This is a genomic window from Gemmatimonadaceae bacterium (assembly GCA_036496605.1).
Lineage (GTDB): Bacteria > Gemmatimonadota > Gemmatimonadetes > Gemmatimonadales > Gemmatimonadaceae > AG2.
The window spans coordinates 186,171-205,832 of record DASXKV010000032.1 but is presented as its reverse complement, the minus strand read 5'-3'; the positions used below and the strand labels follow the sequence as shown (position 1 = coordinate 205,832).

General features: G+C 62.7%; 19 protein-coding genes. 9 read left to right on the top strand and 10 right to left on the bottom strand.

Annotated features, from left to right (window positions below; translation table 11 throughout):
• Nucleotides 1-4: 4 nt before the first annotated feature.
• The 3 genes from VGH98_11590 to VGH98_11580 form a co-directional block, all read right to left on the bottom strand.
• Nucleotides 5-814, bottom strand: coding sequence for a LytTR family DNA-binding domain-containing protein (locus tag VGH98_11590; GenBank protein HEY2376608.1), 810 nt, complete (start codon nucleotides 812-814; stop codon nucleotides 5-7).
• Complete coding sequence (locus tag VGH98_11585) at nucleotides 811-2,076, bottom strand: histidine kinase (protein ID HEY2376607.1); 1,266 nt, start codon at nucleotides 2,074-2,076, stop codon at nucleotides 811-813. Before VGH98_11585 ends, VGH98_11590 begins: the two co-directional genes overlap by 4 nt.
• Before the next feature lie 378 nt (nucleotides 2,077-2,454).
• Complete coding sequence (locus VGH98_11580) at nucleotides 2,455-4,263, bottom strand: amidase (protein HEY2376606.1); 1,809 nt, start codon at nucleotides 4,261-4,263, stop codon at nucleotides 2,455-2,457.
• A 414-nt stretch (nucleotides 4,264-4,677) separates the two neighbouring features.
• Here VGH98_11580 and VGH98_11575 point away from each other — a divergent pair, with 414 nt between their 5' ends.
• Together VGH98_11575 and VGH98_11570 are read left to right on the top strand one after the other, a co-directional pair.
• Nucleotides 4,678-5,286, top strand: coding sequence for a hypothetical protein (locus tag VGH98_11575; GenBank protein HEY2376605.1), 609 nt, complete (start codon nucleotides 4,678-4,680; stop codon nucleotides 5,284-5,286).
• A 75-nt stretch (nucleotides 5,287-5,361) separates the two neighbouring features.
• On the top strand, nucleotides 5,362-6,738 hold the full coding sequence (locus tag VGH98_11570) for a hypothetical protein (GenBank protein ID HEY2376604.1): 1,377 nt from the start codon (nucleotides 5,362-5,364) through the stop codon (nucleotides 6,736-6,738).
• A 193-nt stretch (nucleotides 6,739-6,931) separates the two neighbouring features.
• Here the strand turns inward: VGH98_11570 and VGH98_11565 are convergent, their stop codons facing one another.
• Entirely contained in the window at nucleotides 6,932-8,413 is a 1,482-nt protein-coding gene (locus VGH98_11565) for a cation:proton antiporter (protein HEY2376603.1), read from the bottom strand.
• Nucleotides 8,414-8,499: 86 nt separating this feature from the next.
• Here VGH98_11565 and VGH98_11560 point away from each other — a divergent pair, with 86 nt between their 5' ends.
• A complete protein-coding gene (locus VGH98_11560) occupies nucleotides 8,500-8,994 on the top strand; it encodes a hypothetical protein (protein HEY2376602.1) in 495 nt (164 codons plus the stop codon).
• Nucleotides 8,995-8,999: 5 nt separating this feature from the next.
• On the opposite strand, the gene VGH98_11555 is transcribed toward VGH98_11560, so the two are convergent.
• Genes VGH98_11555 through VGH98_11545 form a run of 3 tightly spaced genes read right to left on the bottom strand, consistent with a single transcriptional unit; the run spans nucleotide 9,000 to nucleotide 11,568 of the window.
• Nucleotides 9,000-10,052 (bottom strand): dihydrodipicolinate synthase family protein, encoded by a 1,053-nt coding sequence (locus VGH98_11555; protein HEY2376601.1) that lies wholly within the window; start codon nucleotides 10,050-10,052, stop codon nucleotides 9,000-9,002.
• A gap of 7 nt (nucleotides 10,053-10,059) precedes the next feature.
• On the bottom strand, nucleotides 10,060-11,073 hold the full coding sequence (locus tag VGH98_11550) for an NAD(P)-dependent oxidoreductase (GenBank protein ID HEY2376600.1): 1,014 nt from the start codon (nucleotides 11,071-11,073) through the stop codon (nucleotides 10,060-10,062).
• A 30-nt stretch (nucleotides 11,074-11,103) separates the two neighbouring features.
• Nucleotides 11,104-11,568, bottom strand: a complete 465-nt coding sequence (locus VGH98_11545; GenBank protein ID HEY2376599.1) for a SufE family protein — start codon at nucleotides 11,566-11,568, stop codon at nucleotides 11,104-11,106.
• Nucleotides 11,569-11,671: 103 nt separating this feature from the next.
• Here VGH98_11545 and VGH98_11540 point away from each other — a divergent pair, with 103 nt between their 5' ends.
• The gene (locus VGH98_11540) at nucleotides 11,672-12,100 is read left to right on the top strand and encodes an OsmC family peroxiredoxin (GenBank protein ID HEY2376598.1); all 429 of its coding nucleotides are present in this window, start codon (nucleotides 11,672-11,674) and stop codon (nucleotides 12,098-12,100) included.
• A 9-nt stretch (nucleotides 12,101-12,109) separates the two neighbouring features.
• Here VGH98_11540 and VGH98_11535 read toward each other — a convergent pair whose 3' ends face one another.
• The gene (locus VGH98_11535; GenBank protein ID HEY2376597.1) at nucleotides 12,110-12,424 is read right to left on the bottom strand and encodes a Clp protease N-terminal domain-containing protein; all 315 of its coding nucleotides are present in this window, start codon (nucleotides 12,422-12,424) and stop codon (nucleotides 12,110-12,112) included.
• 204 nt (nucleotides 12,425-12,628) lie between these two features.
• Here VGH98_11535 and VGH98_11530 point away from each other — a divergent pair, with 204 nt between their 5' ends.
• Together VGH98_11530 and VGH98_11525 are read left to right on the top strand one after the other, a co-directional pair.
• Nucleotides 12,629-13,024, top strand: a complete 396-nt coding sequence (locus VGH98_11530) for a cupin domain-containing protein (GenBank protein ID HEY2376596.1) — start codon at nucleotides 12,629-12,631, stop codon at nucleotides 13,022-13,024.
• A gap of 28 nt (nucleotides 13,025-13,052) precedes the next feature.
• The gene (locus VGH98_11525; protein ID HEY2376595.1) at nucleotides 13,053-13,844 is read left to right on the top strand and encodes an SDR family oxidoreductase; all 792 of its coding nucleotides are present in this window, start codon (nucleotides 13,053-13,055) and stop codon (nucleotides 13,842-13,844) included.
• Here the strand turns inward: VGH98_11525 and VGH98_11520 are convergent.
• Complete coding sequence (locus tag VGH98_11520) at nucleotides 13,799-14,971, bottom strand: mechanosensitive ion channel family protein (GenBank protein HEY2376594.1); 1,173 nt, start codon at nucleotides 14,969-14,971, stop codon at nucleotides 13,799-13,801. The two genes, VGH98_11525 and VGH98_11520, sit on opposite strands and share 46 nt — an antisense overlap.
• Before the next feature lie 47 nt (nucleotides 14,972-15,018).
• Nucleotides 15,019-16,512, bottom strand: coding sequence for an ATP-dependent DNA helicase RecQ (locus VGH98_11515; GenBank protein HEY2376593.1), 1,494 nt, complete (start codon nucleotides 16,510-16,512; stop codon nucleotides 15,019-15,021).
• A 150-nt stretch (nucleotides 16,513-16,662) separates the two neighbouring features.
• Here VGH98_11515 and msrP point away from each other — a divergent pair, with 150 nt between their 5' ends.
• Genes msrP through VGH98_11500 form a run of 3 tightly spaced genes read left to right on the top strand, consistent with a single transcriptional unit; the run spans nucleotide 16,663 to nucleotide 19,515 of the window.
• Entirely contained in the window at nucleotides 16,663-17,607 is a 945-nt protein-coding gene (gene msrP / locus VGH98_11510) for a protein-methionine-sulfoxide reductase catalytic subunit MsrP (protein ID HEY2376592.1), read from the top strand.
• 26 nt (nucleotides 17,608-17,633) lie between these two features.
• Complete coding sequence (locus VGH98_11505) at nucleotides 17,634-18,344, top strand: protein-methionine-sulfoxide reductase heme-binding subunit MsrQ (protein HEY2376591.1); 711 nt, start codon at nucleotides 17,634-17,636, stop codon at nucleotides 18,342-18,344.
• Complete coding sequence (locus VGH98_11500) at nucleotides 18,301-19,515, top strand: class I SAM-dependent RNA methyltransferase (protein ID HEY2376590.1); 1,215 nt, start codon at nucleotides 18,301-18,303, stop codon at nucleotides 19,513-19,515. The genes VGH98_11505 and VGH98_11500 overlap by 44 nt, the downstream gene beginning before the upstream one ends.
• The last annotated feature ends 147 nt before the right edge of the window (nucleotides 19,516-19,662 follow it).

Below are 19,662 nucleotides of genomic sequence, written 5' to 3'. Positions count from 1 at the left end.
CACTCTACTCGATTAGCGCGCTCAGCCGATCCGAGTACACGCGACTTGCCGTCAATCGGGTGCCGTCGCGCATGATGACGATGTACTCACCGTGGAACCAGGGCTCGAGCTCTTTTACGCGATCGATGTTCACGATGGCCGAACGATGGATCCGCACGAACGTGTTCGGATCGAGACGACCTTCCATGTTCTTCATGCTTTCACGGAGCAGATGCGATTCGCTACGCGCATGCAGACGAACGTAGTTGCCCGCTGCCTCGACCCAGTCGATCTCTTCGGTCCTCAGGAAGAACACGCGACCGCCCGATTTGACGATCAGGCGATCGGAGTGTCGCTGTCCACGACGTTCGGTACGCAGATCCTCGAGTAGGGCCAACAGGCGAGCATCGACCGTGTCGCGCGACTGTCGCACGTGCCGTCGTGCACGCGAGAGCGTCTTCTCGAATCGTGCTTCGTCGAAAGGCTTGAGAAGAAAGTCGAGCGCGTGGATCTCGAAAGCCTTGAGGGCGTGATCGTCGTGTGCGGTGACGAACACGATTGCTGGCGCCTTGACGCCAGTGCCTTGAGGCGCCTCGGGATCGCCGCGCTCGAGCGCCTCGACGACCTCGAATCCATCGACGTCGGGCATTTGAACGTCGAGAAAAACGAGATCAGGATTCTTGTCGTCGATGGCGCGCAGTGCCTCGGCGCCGTCGGCGCACTCGGCAACGACTTCGATGTCGTTGTGCTCCGAGAGTAGTGCGCGCATGCGCTCACGCGCGAGCTCTTCGTCGTCGACGATCGCGACGCGGATTTTGTTGAGATCGGTAATCAATCGGCCGCCGTCCGTTCGAGGGAATGATATGGAATTGCGAGCGACACGCGGGCACCGCCGCCCGGGTTCGCCAGGAGCTCGAGAGAGAACCGTTCGCCGTACAGGTGGCGCAATCGTGCGCGGGTGTTACTGATGCCCACGCCTTCGCGAGGGCCCGACAGCGGAATGCCGCGTCCATTGTCGACGACCTCGCAATGCAGCATATCCCCGTCCGGTGCCACCTTCACGCGTACGTGGCCGGCCCGCATACCGTCGCCGAATCCGTGACGGAGCGCATTCTCGACCAATGGCTGCAACACGAGCGTCGGCACGCGCGCGTCGAGGACTTCCGCTTCGATATCAAGCGTCACCGTTAGGCGATCGCCGAATCGCAGACTCATGATCTCGAGGTATCGCTGGAGGAAGTCGATTTCCTCGCGCAGCTCCACCTCCTGGACGCCAACGCTTCGCAACGACATGCGCAGCAAATCGCTCAATGCTGCGATCATGGAGTCGGCCCGTTTCACGTCCTTGTGCATCAGCGCCGAGATCGTATGCAGCGTGTTGAACAGAAAGTGTGGCTGCAGCTGCATGCGAAGCACCTGCAACTGCGCCTGGGCCAGCCGCGCCTCGAGCTGTGAGGCGCGCAGGGCGCGGTCTTGCGAGACGCGGTAGTACACCAGCGCGTGGTACACGGCGAGCAGCGTACAATAAACGATGGAGTCGAGCGTGAACCACGACGCCAGATAGCCGGTGAATAGCCGGGAGAGTGGAATGGCCGTCGACACATCGCCAAGGAGCAACGACGCCGCCGTGAACAGGGCGACGTGCAGAATGACGAACGAGACGACGGCGACGAGCTGAAAGATCCAATTGCGAAGGGTGGTGCGCCCGTCGCTGCCGTGATGCGTTCCCCACACCGGGAAGCGACGGCCCGTCCACATCACGAGTGGGGTCAACAGTGCCCACAGATACGTGAAAACAAGCTCGGCGGGGACAAGCTGACCCAGCGAAACCTCTTGCCCGAGCAATCGCCGATAGAAATACCGTTCGAGCGAGTAGAGAACGGCGATGATGGTTGCGATGGCGAAGATGATCAGCGCGAAACTCGCGCGGCGTTCGCGGCTGATCGGGGGCTCTCCGGCCCGAGTCAGTCCGAAGATCGAATATTCTCCGGTCTTCGCGAGTCCATCAGCCAGTGTTGCGGGCGTGGTCGGCGGAGGAACCCGCCGTAGCTCGTGCCCGCTTCGAGATCGTCTGCCAGCCGCGCCCGTGAGGAACATCGAACCTCTGCAGGTCGAAAGAATCAGCGTGGGCTTTATGCGATCGATCGATCATCAATCGATCATTACCGTACCGTGACGACGCGTCCCAAGTTTCGCACTTCTGCGGCTGAATTCTGCCGCGCTGACACCAGTTTGACAGGGTAATCTCGCGAAGCGTTGCAGGCGTGCTGTCTGACTTTTGTAAGCAACTCGGTCTACTGTCCGGATTCGAACAGTGGATTCCCAGCCGCGGACAGCGTGTGCGCGTCATTCGCTGCTCGTTGACGCGATCGCATGTGCCACATGAGCGCCGGTCATTCGTTATGCGGACCAGGCCAAACGACAAACCCCCGGCGAAGTCGATCTCGCCGAGGGGGTCTATGACAACGAGATCCGTCAGGCGAAAGACGGTGGTCGCTTCAGATGAAAGTCCGTTGCGCTCTGAAACGCGTGGGCGACGGCGAGTATTTTCTCATCCTGGTAAATCGGACCCATGATGTAGATCCACGTAGGAAGGGGCGTCTTCGACGGCGGAGGCGGCCGCAACGTCTCGGCGCGCAACGAATCGTTGTGCGTGAGGGGTGGCGGACCCCCGCGACCGCCCCCAAACCCTCCCGGCTGCGGCACCGCGAATCCCGTCGGTACGACGATCGATGGCGTACCGGTGATGTTCGTCACGGAGGTGTTCTCGCGCGGCGTGAGAATCACGTCGTGAGTCTGGAACAAATCCCACCAGTCCTTGCAGAGCTTCGTGCGCGCGCGTTGAGCGTTCACATAATCCACCGCCGGCAGGAACTGAGCGGCCCTGAACGTGTTGGGCCAGGTGCTGTACGGCTCGAGCTCGCTGATCTTGCCGTTGAGCGTGTCGGCCTCGAAGGCGGCGCCGCACTCGGCATTGAGCGTGAGCTGGGCCAGGAAGCCAGAGTTCGGCGTGGGCTCGTCGATGGGCGTGAGCTTCACGCCTAACGATTCGAGCACTTTGAGTACGTTCAGCGCCTCCTCGTTGCGGAACGGCGTTCCATCCTGCCGCGCCCCCTCGAAGTGCGATTTGATGTAGGCGATGCGTAGCTGCGACGGTTTGAGGTTCGCGTTCCAGTTGAATGGATAGTTCTTCACCGAGTAGTCGAGACCATCCGGTCCCTGGATGGCGTCGAACACGAGTGCGCAATCTTCAGCGCTGCGGCAGATCGGACCAAGCTTGTCCATCGTCCAGGAGAGCGCCATCGCTCCCGTGCGTGGTACGCGGCCGAAGGTCGGACGGAAGCCACTCAGTCCGCATGTTCGCGACGGCGAGGTGATGGAGCCATTGGTCTCGGACCCGATCGAAAAGCCTACCAATCCCGCCGCGGTTGCGGATGCCGGACCGGCGGAGGAGCCACTGGAGCCCGTCTCCGGATTCCACGGATTGCGCGTGCGCTCGGCATACCAACGGTCGCCCTGCGCGAGCGCGCCAAGCGTCAGCTTGGCGAGGAGAATGGCGCCCGCGTCGTCGAGTCGCCTAACGACTGTCGCATCGTAATCGAAGGTCTGGTTCTTGTACAAACCGGCTCCCCACGTCGTCGGGTAGCCCTTCACCGCGAGCAGGTCCTTCGCGCCCCAGGGAATTCCGTGCAGCGGACCACGATACTTGCCGCGGGCGATGTCGTCGTCGGCCGCTTTCGCCTGGGCGCGTGCACGATCTTCGGTGAGCGTGATGACACAATGGAGCTGTGTGTCGAAGCGCTTGAGTCGCGCGAGGTACATCTCGGTCAGCTCGCTCGGCTTCACTTTGCGCGTGCGAACGAGCTCGGAGAGCTGCGTCACCGGCGCGAACGCCAGCTCGTCGAGGTTTCCCGGCCGCGCCATGACGGGTTTGCGCGAGCGCACCGGTGCGGAGTGTACCTTCGCTGAAAGCTTCTCACCTGGCGGCACCGGATCGAACACGATCGCCGGGAAGACGGACATATCGAGCGGCGCCTTGTGCAGCGCCTCGATGGCGGTACGAGTTTGCTGAAGTCCACGGGTGATGTCGGCGCGCTCGTCGTCGGTCAAATGAATTCCGGCGATTTGTTCGGCGGAGGCGATCATCTCCTTCGAGATCTCGGGTTCTTGTTCCTGCTGTAGTCGTGCCCAGAGCACGCCGGGGAGCAGGGTCGAGCCGAGGCCGATCGAGCCGAAGTACGCCATGAAGGCGCGTCGGTCGTAAGTCGTTGATTGCGTCATCATTTGTGAGGTCGGAGGGGGCGTCACGACAGCACGTCGTGGGCAAGAGCTACGATGGAGGAGAACGCAAAGCAAGTCCGCCCGATGGCTGCACAGGCTTGCAATCGAAAGCAAACATAACAATGGACGTTAAACATCACGCGCGTCGCAAGCTCGTGACGCGCCTTGGGATGCACGCGGTCCTCTGTGAGTCCCGTCTCGTCAACTGAAACTGCCGCCTCGCGCGACTCGTCATGACGAGACTTCTCTCGCGCAGCCTCACGGCACGCTAGTACAATACGAGATGGCGAAGCGCTGGAATGGCCAGATGCCGCAAGTCAGCGGCTCGGCCACGCCACTGATACAACTTGCCAAACCGTAGCCGGTGGTTGGTGGCTGATGGTCAGTACGATCACCAGCCACCAACGACCCACCAACATGACCATTTACGAATTCTCACTCGCCCTCGGTGCCGCCGGTCTGAGCATCATGGCATTGAGTGGTTTCGCCCACGCCGTCGGAGGGCATCACGGAGCTCACGCCTCGCAGAGCTCACACGTCGGCCATCATGCGGGAGGGATCCGTGATGGCTTCCGTGGGGGATCGACGCGTGGCGGCGGAACCCGTGCGCTCTGGGCTCTGTTGTCTCCACGGCCGATTTTCAGCATCCTCGTGGGATTCGGCGCCGTTGGTCTGATCCTTCAGTCGATGCTACCGGGTGCGCTTCTCCTTCCTGTATCGGTGGCGGGCGGTATTGTCTTCGAGTTCGGTATTACCAGGCCGTTTTGGAATTTCCTGTTTCGCTTCGAATCGGCGCCGGCCTTAACACTGGAGAGTTGCATTGGCGACGAGGCACGTGCGGCAACGAGCTTCGACGCGCAGGGCAATGGACTCGTGGCCCTCGAGCTGGACGGTCAGATCGTGCAGTTGCTAGGCACGCTGCGCCGCGAAGATAAGGAGTCAGGAATTCGCGTGCGCGCTGGGGATCCGGTGCGTATCGACGAGGTAGATGCCGAACGCAATCGTTGTATCGTCCGTCTGGTTTGAGCACTTTCTCATTTCTTTTCACCGGCGAGGGGTAACTGCCGGTAGTCTTCATTTCGCCTCGGCGAAGGTAGCGTCATGGATCTTCACACCATCATTACCAATCCGTTGTTCATCGGCGCGGGCGCGCTGCTTCTCCTCTTCGTGGTCATACCCACGATCGTTGCCGCATTTCTCCGCGACGTCGATGCGGGCACAATTCGCCTCGTCAGCTGGATCACCGGCGGCACCGTCATTTATCGCGGCCCTGGCAAGTCGAAGGAGATCCCTTTGCTCACGACCGGTACAACCATCTCGAGCAAGGTGATCAACGTCGACCTCGACATCACCGATCAGACAGCGGACGTCGACGAGACCGGACGGCCGCAGCCGATCAAGATTCGCGTGCTGGCGAGCGCCATCGTCTCGGTCGGTGACTCCGACGTGATGGTCCGGACGGCCGCCAATCGCTTCTTCGCGAAGCCGGATTCGGATCAGATGAGCACACTCACCGATCTGCTTTCGAGCTCGGGCCGACGCGCAATCAACCTACTCACGCACGATCAGCTTTTCTCGGCGAAGACGGTGCCGTCGCGCGCGCTGCCGGAGACCACTGGCGTCGCTCCCGCCACGTCGCTCACCTTGGCGAAACCGCAGGCGCTCGCGTTCCCCGCCGCGGTCCAGGAAGACGAAGACGACCCGCTCGCGGTGATCATTCGGAAGGCGTGCTCGCGCGAGCTCACGGACCTCGGGTTGATTTTCAATTCACTCAACATCAAGGTCGTGCAGTCCGAGGTGGCCGAGGCGCGGCGGCGCATGTCGGCCGCCGAGGCACAGGCGAACGCCGACATCGTTTCCGCGCAGCAGTCGCGTCGCGCGAAGGAAGCGCAGCTCGAAGCCGAGCGCGCGATCTCCGACAAGCAGCGTGAGCTCGAGCAGACGAAGGCGTCGAACGCAGCGCTGGTTGCACAGGCCGAGGCCTTGCGCCAACAGGCGCAGGGCGTTCAGCGAGAGGCCGAGCTGGACGCGACGCAAATCGCGCAAGCGAAAGCGGACGCCGAACGGGTCCGAATCGAGGCGACGGCCGCGGCCGAGGCCGAGGCAATTCGTATTCGCCGCATCGCCGAGGCACAAGCGGAGGCGATCCAGCACGTAAACGACGCGATCAAGGCGGGCGGGGAATCGTACTTCCGCTACCGCCAGATCGAGATGCTTCCGCAGATCGCGCCCGCGATCGCCGGTGCCCTATCGGAGGCGAAACTTATAACCATTACGGGCGGCAACGGTGACGGCGGCGCCCCACAGGCAACGACGGCGAACATCGCGAGCGTGATCCAGACCGTTCTTGCGGCGCAGCTGGTCTCGAGAGGCGGAATTTTGGATGGAGCAGTGCCAGCGACGAACGCCGGCGGCCCGCCGCCAGTCGCCGCGCCACCGCTACCACCAATGCCCTCCGGACAGACAACCAGGCGCTGACAGCAAGGCAAAGTCAGCAGACGTGAAACGTGGTATCGCCGATGACTCAACTCGACGGTACCACGTCTTCTCTAGGCTCAACGGGAAGGCCGGCCTCCAGCCAGGCACGCCATCCCCCGACCAGCGCGCGCGACTGCGGCCAGCCGGCATCGCGAAGCTCGCGCGCCACACGGGCGCTCGTCGCCTCGTCCACTCAGGCACAGTAGACGACCAGCGTTGCGTGCTGCTCGAGGCGGAGTGCGCGCGCAGCGCGCACCGCGTCGTCAGGCGGGACGCGCAGTGCGCCGCGAGCGCGCAGCCCGTCGTTCCGATAGGTCCGATCCGAGCGACCGTCGATCAAGACAACGGGCGCGTGCCGAGCCCACAGTTCCCGCAACTCGCCAATCGTTATGCGCTCTGGCGTCGGTCCGAGAAAGGCCGATGGCGGCGCGCGCAGCTCGATTGTCGGCAGCGGAGCGCGCCGAGCACTACTCTGATTCTCGGCGGGCACGGAAAATTCGCGCCGGCGGAGCAAGAGAACGATGCCGCCGCCATGCAACGCAACGGAGAGCAGCACGACGAGGCACGCAATCGCGAACAGCCGCTCTGCTCCCGGAACGCCAGCGAATACTGCGAGCAGCACGAGCAGCAGCGTGCTCAAGCCGCGCGGTCCGAACCAGGCAATGAGTCTTCGCGTGGCGTTCGTCACGCCGGCGTGGCGGAGCACCGGCAACAGCACTGCGGTCCGCACAACAAGCGCAAAGACGGCGAAGAGCAGTGACCGTAGATCGATGACCGAAAGTCCAATCCAGATGAGCGACGCGCCGAAGGCGACGAAGGTGAGGAGCAGGAACATCTCCGCGCTCGCTTCGCCGTAGTCGAAGAAGCAGTCGCAGAGCTCGACATCGAGGGACGCGATCACGAGGCCGGCCGTGAACGCGGCGAGAAATCCGCTGCCGCCGGCTCCCTCGGCTGCGGCGAAAGCGGTGAAAGCGACGCCCAGTGCGTAGAGCGACTCGTAGTCGCGCCTAACGCCGAACCGCCGACGAATCTGCTCGAGCAGCGTGATAGCGGCCCAGCCGATCAACGCACCGAGCGCTGGCCCGAGCAGGAACAGTCCGAGCAAGCGGCGTCCAATGTCCGCCGACGCTGCGCCCGAACGCACCTGGAGCGCGAGAATGGAGAGCACGACGATCGGAAGGAGCACGACATCGTTCATACCACTCTCGAGGCGAAGAGCAATGCGCGCGTCGGCGGGAAGCTCTGGGCGCCGCACGAGCGCGCGTAACAGCACCGGATCGGTCGACGCGAGCGCAGCGCCGAGAATGAGTGCGGCCGGAAGAGAGAGGTCCAGGAGGAACCAGGCCCCCGCCGAAATCAGAATGGCGGGAAGCAACGTCCCAGGCCCGAGCACGAACAACGCGAGTCTCCTGTTCGAGCGCGCCTCGCTGACGTCGACGCCGATGGCGTCGCTGAAGAGGACGAGAACGAGCGCGAGCGTCGCGATCACCTGCAGCGACGGAGAATGCAGATTGAGGTCGAGCAGCCCGAGCCCGAACGGTCCGAGGATCAGACCGAGGAGGAGGAAGATCGCGACTTGCGGCAAGCCAGTTCGATCGACCCACCCGGAAAGGAGGGACGACACGAGAACGACGATACCGATGAGTGCGAGTGTCGCGGGAAAGTGCTCGAGCATCCTGAATGGCCGACGAGACGCTCAACATACGCGGCATGTCCAGGGCCACATAGATGACGACGGCGTACTGCTTGTATCTTTCGCTCATGCCCATCGTTTCCTTCGATTCGCTTCCCGAGGAGTCGCGTGTCTGGGTCTTCGGCAGCGACCGCGCTCTGACTGGCAACGACGCCGAACGTCTACTCGCCGAAGTCGACCGGTTCCTCGCTCAATGGAAAGCGCACGGCGTTCCTCTCACCTGCGCCCGAGATTGGCGCGATGAGCACTTACTCACTATCGGTGTTGACAGCACGGTCGAGAGCGCGTCGGGCTGCTCGATCGACGGGCTGTTTCGGGTGCTCCAGGCGATCGAGCGTCCGCTCGAAACCCGCCTCCTCGGCGGCGGCCGCGTTTTCTATCGCGACAAGTCGGGACGTGTCCAGTGCGCTACGCGCGATCGACTCCCGGACCTCGCGAAGAGGCACACGCTGACCGGCGATACGCCAGTGTTCGACACGAGCTTGGCGACAGCGGCGGAATGGCGCTCGCGATTCGAGGCGCCCGCGGGCACGACGTGGATCGGAGACCTCCTCGGCGTCTAGTCACATCAGTCGAGCCAGCGTGCGAGATGCTCCTCCACGAAGGCGTCGTCGTTGAGCTCGGGATACTGGCGACAAACGCGATCGATCTCGTCCGCCTGACCGGGGGAGAGTTGCTCGTGCGGATCGAGACACCAGGCGCCGCGGAGTAATCCCTGGCGGCGTAGAATGTCGTGAATGCCGGGGATACAACCCTGAAACGCGTGCGCGACGTCGAAAATGGCGCCGTTCGCATCCGTCAGCGCCGCGGCCTGCTCGAGCCATACCCGGTCGATCGAGCTCGACGCCCGCGCCGCCTTTGCGCGCTCGAGCAGCTGCACCGCGGCTCGCGTCCAGCAGGCCCACTGACCGAGCAGTCCACCGTCAATCCAGCGAACGGTGCGTTCCCCGCGTGTCATGACCGGAAATGGCGTGAGCAAATCTAAAACAATGTTGTCGTCGTTCCCCGTGTACAGCGCGATATCGTCGCGGCCTGCGTCGGCGACCGCGCGCACAACGTCGAGCGTCTGATACCGGTTGAATGGCGCGATCTTGATCGCCCACACGTTCGCTACCTCCGCGAACTCGCGCCAGAATGCGTAGCTCAATACGCGTCCGCCCACGGCCGGTTGCAGGTAGAACCCGAAGAGCGGAATTACTTCGGCAATCTCGCGGCAGTGGAGGATCAACTCGCCCTCGTCTTCGCGCCGCCAGTCACCGAGGCTGAGCAGCCCGATGTCGTAGCCTAACGCGGCAGCGATCTGCGCCTCGCTCAGCGCCTGCGCTGTGTGGCCACAGATTCCAGCAACCTTGATGAACGGACGCTGGGGGCCCGCCGCGAGCGCCCGGTTCGCGGTCTCGGCTGCGAGCTCGAGCACGGGGCGATAGAGCCCGTACTGTGAATCGCGAATGGCGAATTGCGTCGTGTGCACGCCGACAGCGATGCCGCCCGCGCCAGCATCGATGTAGTAGCGCGTCAACGCACGCTGACGTTTCTCGTCGAGCGTTCGGCGCGCGGAGAGCGCCAACGGATGGGCCGGGACGACGACGCCCGAACGCAGGTATTCGCGCGTAGATACCATTCGAGATTCAGAACTTGCCCGCCCGCTCCTCGAAGTGCGTGGGCTTGCCCAACATCGGACCGTCACCGCGAATCCAGTCCGCGATCCATTCGATCATCGTCTCGAGGCCGATCTCGGGTGGTGAGAAGCTGGCGCGCATCCGATCCGTGTTGCTGAGCAGAGCGTCGGCACTCTCCTTTCCGCGAAAACGAACTGCCTTTCCAAAGGCCGCGCCGAAGGCGTGCGCGATGTCGCGCACGGCAAGGGTGTCGATGCCCGTGACATTGACGATGAACGGTGGCGTCGCCGCGAACGCGAGCGATTCGATCGCAATGCGGCTCGCGTCACCTTGCCAGATGACGTTCACATGCCCCATGGCGAGCGGGACGGGCTGCTCGTGCCAGACACGGAGACCGATGTCGGCGAGCACGCCGTAACGCAGATCGATGGCGTAGTTCAGCCTGATGATCGACACGGGCGTCCGATTGCGCTCGGAATAAAACTCGAGCACGCGTTCACGGCCGAGTGCCGAGGTGGCATATTCGCCGACTGGACCCACTGGATCGTCTTCGCGCGCGCCGCCGGCCACAACGGCGGTGAGCGGATAGACGTTCCCAGTGGAGAACGCCACGACATGCGCACCGCGGTATCGCTCGGCGCAAATCGACGGAATGATGGTGTTCATCGCCCACGTGGTCCCCGGAGCCGCGTTGGTACCGAATTTCTGCCCCGCCATGAAGATCACGTTAGGCGCATCTGGCAGCGCGGCAACGGCATCACGATCGAGCAGATCGCAAGCGACGGTCTCGATACCGGCGCCGCCGAGTACGCGCGCGACATCGGGCGAAGAGAATCGAGAGACGGCATACACTTGGCGGCCATCGCCGACCTGAGCGGCTGCGCGGCCCGCCATCCGCGCGACCGTCGGTCCCATCTTGCCTCCAGCGCCGAGAACGACGATGTCACCGGGCGAGTTACGCAGCACTTCTACCGTCGCGGCGCGCGGCGTCGAGAGCAATTCGTCGAGTTCGGCTTCGTTCACGTCTCGAGAGTATGAGATGCCGCGGATTCGTTAGGCAGCGGCCGCGGCGGCCTGCTTCGCGTAGCGCTTGATCCGGAGCAACATCGCGGTCAGTCCAACCTCGCGTCCGGCAAGGCCGATTCCCTCCATCACCTGTCGCGCGAAATCATCCGGAATCGCGAGGACTGTCGAGGGCGGTTGATCGTTGATCGCCGAAAAAAGAATCGCCAGAAAGGCAGCGATTGTCGGCGATTGGCGAACATTGAGGTCCGCGTAGTAATGCATCGTCCCGTCGTGGAACTCGGGAAAGAGATCGACACGAGTCTGACACTCCGGGACGCTGAACGCGTCGCGGTCGAGCTCGCGAAATCGCTCAGGTATCGGCTCGAGCCGCTTCGAGTAGCCGACGAGCGCTTGCATCTTCTCCTCTCGGCCGAGCGACTGAAAGTAGCGGAGCACGCGCGCGATCGAAGGCGGAAGCGCGCTGGCGCCGTCCGTAGCGGATACCTCTGGCATATGAGGATAAAAGTTCGCTCGGCGATGGCGGTCAAGCGCGGGCGTCGGGTAGTTATTCTGTAGGCGGAAGGATTGTCACCACTGATACGGGAGATCTCAAGTCATGCCAACGCGGACCGCAAGCGCGACATGGAAGGGCGGGCTCAAAGGAGGCACGGGAAGCTTCAAGGGCCAGACGGGACTCGGTGGCTCATACTCGTTCGGATCGCGCTTCGAGAATGCGACCGGATCGAATCCTGAAGAATTGCTCGCGGCTGCCGAGGCAGCGTGCTACAGCATGGCGCTGAGCGCTGGTCTCGAACGCGCTGGCCATCCGCCAACCAGCGTCGACACGACCGCGCAGTGCACGATCGAGAAAGTCGGTGAGGGCTTCAAGGTGACGAAGATGCGCCTCGAGGTGCGCGCTTCCGTGCCGAAGATCGACGGCGCCGAATTCAAGAAGATCGCCGAGGCGACGAAAGACGGCTGTCCGATCTCGCAAGTGCTGAAGGGCAATGTGCCGATCGAGCTCGACGCCAAACTCACGAGTTGAGTGCGGCGCTCAGTCCGCAAAGTACTCTTTGATGCAGACGGCGACGACGCGTTGGAGGATGCGTGTCTGCTCGTCCTCAGTACGCGCGTGCTCGACGTCGGGCAGTGCGCGCCAGATATTCTTGAGAGCGACGAGGAGGTGCTCTGGGCTGATACTTTTCTGCCGCGCCTCACGCGCCAGGCTGTGCAACGCGGCCCGGAGCTCCGGTGCGGGCTCCGCGTCGGCCGTGTTGACGTGACGTTCGAGCGCGCGCCGAACGGCATCCACCGTGTCCTGAGCGATCTCGTTAGGCGGCATCGGGCCCGGATCGGACTGCGTCATCATACGGGTCGCTCGTGGTGGGCGGGCGGAAGGGCGGAACAAAAGACGAATGTTTATCCCGTGCCTGTTCTCGTCAAGCCCCAAACCCGAGGCGACGATGCGGGCCCCGTGATTGACGTCGCGCAGTAGCCATTGCGTCCCGCTTGCATTATCGGTTAACGAGCGGTCGCAACCGCGCTGAATCCGTCAACCGTTTAGCGACTTTTCATGCCTACATCATCCGATCGTACTGCACAGACGCGCTCCGTTACCTGGTACCGCTGGGAGGAGCTGCCACGAGAGAAAGTGTCGGCGATGTTGGACCGCCGCCTCATTACCGGAGACCGGATGATGCTCGCCCACGTTTACCTGAAGAAAGGCTGCGTGGTGCCGAAGCACAGCCACGAAAACGAGCAGCTCACATATATCCTCGAGGGCGCGCTCCACTTCTGGATCGGCGACGATGAGAAGGAAGAAATCGTCGTCCGCGCGGGCGAAGTGCTGCACATTCCTTCGAATGTGCCGCATAAGGCCGAGGCGCTCGAGGATACATTGGACGTCGACGTGTTTTCGCCGCCGCGCGAGGATTGGTTGAACAAGACCGATTCCTATCTCCGGCGCTAACGCGCCGCGACGTTAGGCATCGTCAGCTATGGATCTCGGACTACGCGGCAAGACCGCGCTCGTCGCCGCGGCCAGTCGCGGGCTTGGTCGGGCGATCGCGGAAGCGCTCGCCGCGGAGGGCGCGTCGCTCGTCATCTGCGCTCGTGGCGCGGACGCGCTCGACAAAGCGCGACATGCGATCGTGGAACGCACCGGTGTGGAAGTCGACGCGGTCGCCGCCGACGTCTCGACCGAAGAGGGAATCACCCGTGTGTGGCAACACGCGCGAAAACGGTTGGGACACGTCGACATTCTCGTCACGAATGCCGGCGGTCCACCCTCCGGGCCTTTCGAGACGCATGCGTGGAAGATCTGGCAAGAGGCGGTCGAGCTGACGTTGCGGAGCGCGGTCGAGCTCACGCGCTTGGTGTTGCCGGACATGAAGGAACGCCGGTGGGGGCGCATACTCCACGTCACGTCGATCGCCGTCAAGCAGCCGGTCGATGGCTTGATGCTCTCGAACAGCATTCGCGCCGCCGTAACGGGATTCGCACGCACGCTGGCGAACGAGGTCGCACCCTACGGCGTGACCGTCAACTCGATGTTGCCCGGCTACACGCGCACCGAGCGTGTGGAGCAGCTGAACACGGCGACGGCGTCGCGGGAAGGCATCAGCGTTGATGACGTCTCGCGTCGCATCGAAGCGCAGATTCCGATGCGACGACTCGGCGAGCCGCACGAGTTCGCAGCGCTCGCGACGTTCCTCGCCTCGGAGCAGGCGTCGTACATTACCGGTCAGTCGATCGCGGTGGACGGCGGCTGGATCCGATCGCTGCTCTGAGTTGGTGGTTGGTGGCTGGCGGTTGGCAACAACTGCGCTCCCTCGAGCACCACCGAACGCGTTGGGAAGGCGAATTCGATTTTCTCGGCGTTGAAACGACGTAATAGCTCGAGGTTTATCGTTTGCTGAATGTCGAGATAGCGTGAGTAGTCCGCGTCGAGGACGTAGTACACCGTCTCGATGCGAAGCGCGGAGTCCGTATACGCAGTAAAGTGACTCCGGTCGAAGCGCACCGGCTGCTGGGTCGACACCACTTCGCGGATCATACCTGGGATCCGCGCGACGGTCTCGGGCGCGGTGTCATAGGTGATGTCCGTGGTGAACACGACGCGCCGGTCGAGCTGACGTTTGTAGTTCCGGATACGGCTCTTGAGCAGCTCGCTGTTCGAGATGATGATTTGCTCACCACTTACGCTGCGAACGCGCGTCGTTTTGAGGCCGATCCGCTCGACGGTGCCCTGCATCTGATCGACGGCGATCGAATCGCCGACGTCGAACGGCTTGTCGAAGACGATCGAGAGCGCGGCGAAGAGATCACCGAGCACATTTTGTACGGCGAGCGCGATCGCGACGCCGCCGATGCCGAGTCCCGTCACCAGCGTGCTGACGTTGACGCCGAACTTGTCGAGCGCCGTGATGAACACGATTACCCACAGCACCAGCTTCCCGCCGATGCCGAGTGCGCGAATCGTCGTAACGCTTGCGACGTCCGAGCGCGTCGCCTTGAGATCGGCTCGGCGCTGAATCCAGAGATCGACGGCCCCGGCGCCCCACAACCCGCACTGCAGGAGCAGCACGAGCGCAAACGTCGCGTCGAAATACCTGTCCAACGTCGGCGGCAGAACGAGAAAGTGCGAGCCGAAGACGAGGGCGGCGGCGGCGAGGAAGTACGGCTTCGTCCGCGCCACCAGTTCGACGAGAACATCGTCTACTTCGGTCGTCGTGCGCTTTGCGATCGCTCCTAACCGCCCAACAAGCAGAAAGCGAATGACCAAGAGCGCAAAAAACGACGCCAGCGTGACAGCACATGCTGTCAGCCACTGACGCATCGAGTTGTCAAAGAGAATTCGATCGAGGAACTGATCGGGGTGCATATCGGTGAACGGACGGAGGCAGGGGGGCGTCAACGATGTGACTGCCGATCCACAAGCCTACGCGCGATGCACCGAGCGGTCTACACCCCCACGGCGACCTCTCCCTTCCGGATGCGCCACTTCGACATCGCATCACACGCGTCGCAGTTACCGCACTCCCAATCCGGCTCGACCTCTTCACCGAAATACTCGAGGATAAAGCGCGTGCGACACTGCGCGGTCTGGCAGTATTGCACCATGGCCCGAAGCTTCGCCCGATCCTGCATCCGTCGCGCTTCGTAGTCGGTGAGGTCGGCGCTCAGGTCAATCGAGGTGAGGCGCTCGATCGAGAGCCGTTCCCAGCTGCCGCCGCGATACTCGCGAACGAGCCCGTGTCGCTTGAGGAGAACGAGGACGATTCGCGCCTTGCGTCTCGGTACGCCCGACTTGTCCGCGAGATCATCGAGATGGACCTGCTCTCTGAGCGGAGACTGCTCGAGCGTGATGGCAACGCGCGCCGCTTCCTCGACGTCGGGATACTTTCCGCCGAGAAAATAGGACTGTACCCGGCTGTCCTCGACACGATAAAGCACGGTGCACGTCGCGGGGTCGCCGTCGCGGCCGGAGCGTCCGGCCTCCTGGTAGTACGACTCGACGCTCCCCGGAAAGTGGTAATGAATGATGAAGCGGATGTCGCTCTTGTCGATGCCAAGTCCGAACGCGTTCGTGGCGATGATCGCCTTGAACTCATCGGCCATGAATCGATCTTGCATGTCCTTTCGATCCGCCGCCGCCATCTTGCCATGGTAGAGACCAATCTTCACGTCATGGCGAAACTCCTCGTACAAGCGCTCCGCTTCGCGGACCGTTGCGACATACACAATGCCGACGCCAGGGCCATCTCGCAGTAGACCGCGGAGCGCCTGATCTTTCTCCCGTTGATTGACTGTGCGTCGCATCTCGAACCGGAGGTTCGGCCGGGCAAAACCCGTGATGGTCACGACCGGATCGTTCATGCCCAACTGCCGCGCAATGTCTCGGCGGACTTCTTCCGTCGCCGTGGCGGTCAGCGCGAGGATTGGTGGACGGCCAAGACGCTTCACGATCGAGCCGAGCATCAGATAGTCCGGCCGAAAGTCGTGTCCCCACTGACTGACGCAGTGCGCCTCGTCGACAACGAACAGGCTAACTGAACGAGAAAGCAGTCTCTCGAAAAAATCGCGATCCTTGAAGCGCTCGGGCGTCAGATAGAGAATTTCGCCCTCGCCATCGAGTACTCGCTGCTCCAGCTGGCGTACCTCGGATTCGGAGAGGTGCGAGTGCATCGCAAGTGCGTCGACGCCGCACGCCGTGAGCTTATCCTGCTGATCCTTCATCAATGCAATCAGGGGGCTGACGACGACCGTCAGCCCCTCGAGCATCAAAGCTGGTAGTTGGTAGATGAGTGATTTTCCGCTTCCCGTCGGCATGACGACGAGCGCATCATGTCCCGCGAGCGCGGCCCTGATCGGCTCCCACTGTCCTGTCTGAAAGTCACGGTGGCCGAAGCGCGCGACAAGTATCTCGCGAGCCCGGGCCCGAGATGTATTGGACATGAAAACATCTTGGGCACGAATTGTTCCGATTTCTCAGCAGTCAGCGTGCTGAGCAATTGCTAAATTGCTTGATCGACATCAGGAACCGGACGTCGGCCGAAGCAGTATCTTCCTCTGAGTTCGAGGCTTGCACGCGCACGGAGGTCAACGATGTGGATCAGACGCCCGGACGACATCAAGTCGTCGGAGATAACTGACGAGAAGCTCTACTTCAACCGGCGGCGTTTTCTCGTCGCAGCGGGAATCATCGGGGCTTCCGGGGTCGGCCTCCTCGCGTGCAACTCGGACGCGCGAGGCTCGTCGGACGGCGATGTGTCCGTGGACTCCGCTCAACAGCCGGAGGACAAGCTGAACACGTACGAACAGATCACTTCGTACAACAACTACTACGAATTTGGCACCGACAAGGAGGACCCGAAGGACAACTCTGCAGGGTTTCATCCGATGCCGTGGTCGGTGCGCGTCGAAGGGCTGTGCAAGAAGCCCGGCGACTATCACTTCGAGGATCTCATCAAGCCGCACAAAATCGTGGATCGCACCTACCGCCTTCGGTGCGTCGAGGCGTGGTCGATGGTCATTCCCTGGCAAGGGATTCCGCTCGCCGAGATGATCCGCCGGTTCGAGCCCGCGCCGTCGGCAAAGTACGTCGCGTTCACGACCGTCTCTCGGCCGAACGAGATGCCGGGGCAACGACGACCGATTCTGCAGTGGCCGTACGTGGAGGGCCTTCGCATGGACGAGGCGATGAACGATCTGACGCTGATGGCGACGGGCCTCTACGGAAAGCCACTACCGAATCAGGACGGAGCGCCGATTCGGCTGATCGTGCCCTGGAAGTATGGCTTCAAGGGCATCAAGTCGATCGTGAAGATCGCTTTCGTCGACAAGCAGCCGGAGACGACGTGGAACATCGCCGCGCCCGACGAGTACGGCTTCTACGCCAATGTGAATCCGGAGGTGGATCATCCGCGCTGGTCGCAGGCAACAGAGCGGCGGATCGGCGAATTCCGACGCCGGCGTACGCTCATGTTCAACGGCTACGCTGAGCAGGTAGCCAGCATGTACTCGGGGATGGATCTCAGGAAGAATTACTGAGTCATCCGACGATTGATTTCTCGAGCGTGAAGTCCGCGAGTGTGTTGGGCCGCCTCAAGCCGGCGGTGTTCGTGCTCTGCCTCGTGCCGGCGGCGCTGCTCGCCTGGAATTTCTGGGGTGTCACGCACGACCGGCCGGAGGCGTTAGGCGCCGATCCTGTTCGCGAGGCGGAGATCTTCACAGGCCTGTGGACACTTCGGTTCCTGGCGATAACGCTCGCGGTGACGCCCGTGCGAGAGCTGCTCGGCGTTGGCGCGCTCGCGAAATATCGCCGCATGTTCGGGCTCTTCACGTTCTTCTACGCTTGCGTGCACCTGAGCATGTGGGTCGGCGTCGATTGGTTCTTCGACTGGCGCGCGATGGGCGGCGAGATTGCCAAGCATAAGTACATACTCATCGGGATGACGACGTTCGTACTCTTGGTGCCGCTCGCCCTCACGTCTACGAAGGGCTCGGTGCGCCGTCTCGGCGGAGCGCGCTGGGCACAGCTTCATCGAATCATCTACGTGTCTGCGATAACGGGCACGGTGCATTATTTGTGGGCCGTGAAGAAGGACACGTTGTTCCCGCTCGTTTACCTGTTCGTGTTCGTGATGTTGCTTGGCTTCCGTTTGTGGGAGCGCTACGTGGGGCCGCTCCGATTACGTGGACGCCGAACCCAACGCGCGCCAACACGATCGAGCATCCTGACTGATGCCGCAGCGCCAAAAGCCCGCGCCGTCGGCGACGCGAAGTAAGTCCGCGAGAACGCTCGAGGCGTACGCCGCGGCGGCACCGGGACTCGAGCCGGTAGTCGCCGCGGAGCTCGAGGCTCTCGGGCTCACGCCGCGCGCGGAGAATGGGGGCGGCGGCGTCGCATTCTCCGGACCGATCGAGTCGATCGCGCGAGCAAATCTGTGGCTGCGCACAGCCAGCCGAGTGATCGTGAGAGTGGCCAGCTTTCGCGCCCGTGCCTTCCACGAGCTCGAGCGTCTGGCACGCGCCATACCGTGGGAGCGCTTCGTCTCGGGCGGCAGCGCGGTGACCTTTCGGGTGACGAGTCGAAAGTCCCGTCTCTATCACACCGGCGCGATCGAGCAACGCCTCGCCGAAGCGATCGAACATCGCCTCGGCAAGGTGAGCGCGCTCGAGGCACCACAGAGCGACGACGAGAACGATGTGCCGGGGTCGCGTGCTCAACTATTCGTGATTCGCGTCGTCGACGATGCGTTCACGGTGAGCGCAGACAGCTCGGGCGCGTTGCTGCATCAACGCGGATATCGACAGCAGGTTGCGAAGGCGCCGCTGCGGGAGACGCTCGCCGCGGCGATGCTCATCGCAAGCGATTGGTCGGGAACGACACCACTCATCGATCCGTTCTGCGGTTCGGGCACGATACCAATCGAAGCGGCGCTCCTCGCGCGACGAATGGCGCCCGGTCTGACTCGGAGCTTCGCTTTCCTATCATGGCCCGAAGTTCGATCAGCGATGTGGGAGAAGCTTCGCGAGGAGGCGGTCAGTGATGCGCTTCCAAAATCACCGGTCGCCATCTCGGCATCGGACCGTGACGATGGCGCCATCGGGGCGGCACGGGCGAACGCCCAACGTGCCGGCGTCACAGGGGACATCGAGTTCACGGTGCGCGCCGTCTCGGCCATCGAGCCGCCGCACGAGATGACTGGACATGTCGTAACGAATCCGCCGTACGGCATTCGTATTGGCGAGGCGGAAAGGCTGCGCGATCTGTACGCACGACTTGGCCAGATCCTGCGGAAAAAGTGTCCCGGATGGGAGCTCGCGATGATGTCCGCGAATTCGCGTCTCGAGCGTGAGATGCGTTTGCCATTGAGCGAGCGCCTGCGTACTCGAAATGGCGGAATCGAGGTGCGGTTATTGACGACGCACCTGCCTCCTGTCGTCGAGCGATAGTCCGCGCAACGTCGTTACCTGCCGCGAGTTTCCGCGCGCGCCTCGCCGCGGTCGAACTCGCCCGCTTCTTGCGGATCTGTATGTGCTTTTCGGCTCGCGCTCGGCCTCACGTTCACGCGAATCACAATGCGGTGAAGAGTGCCTGAG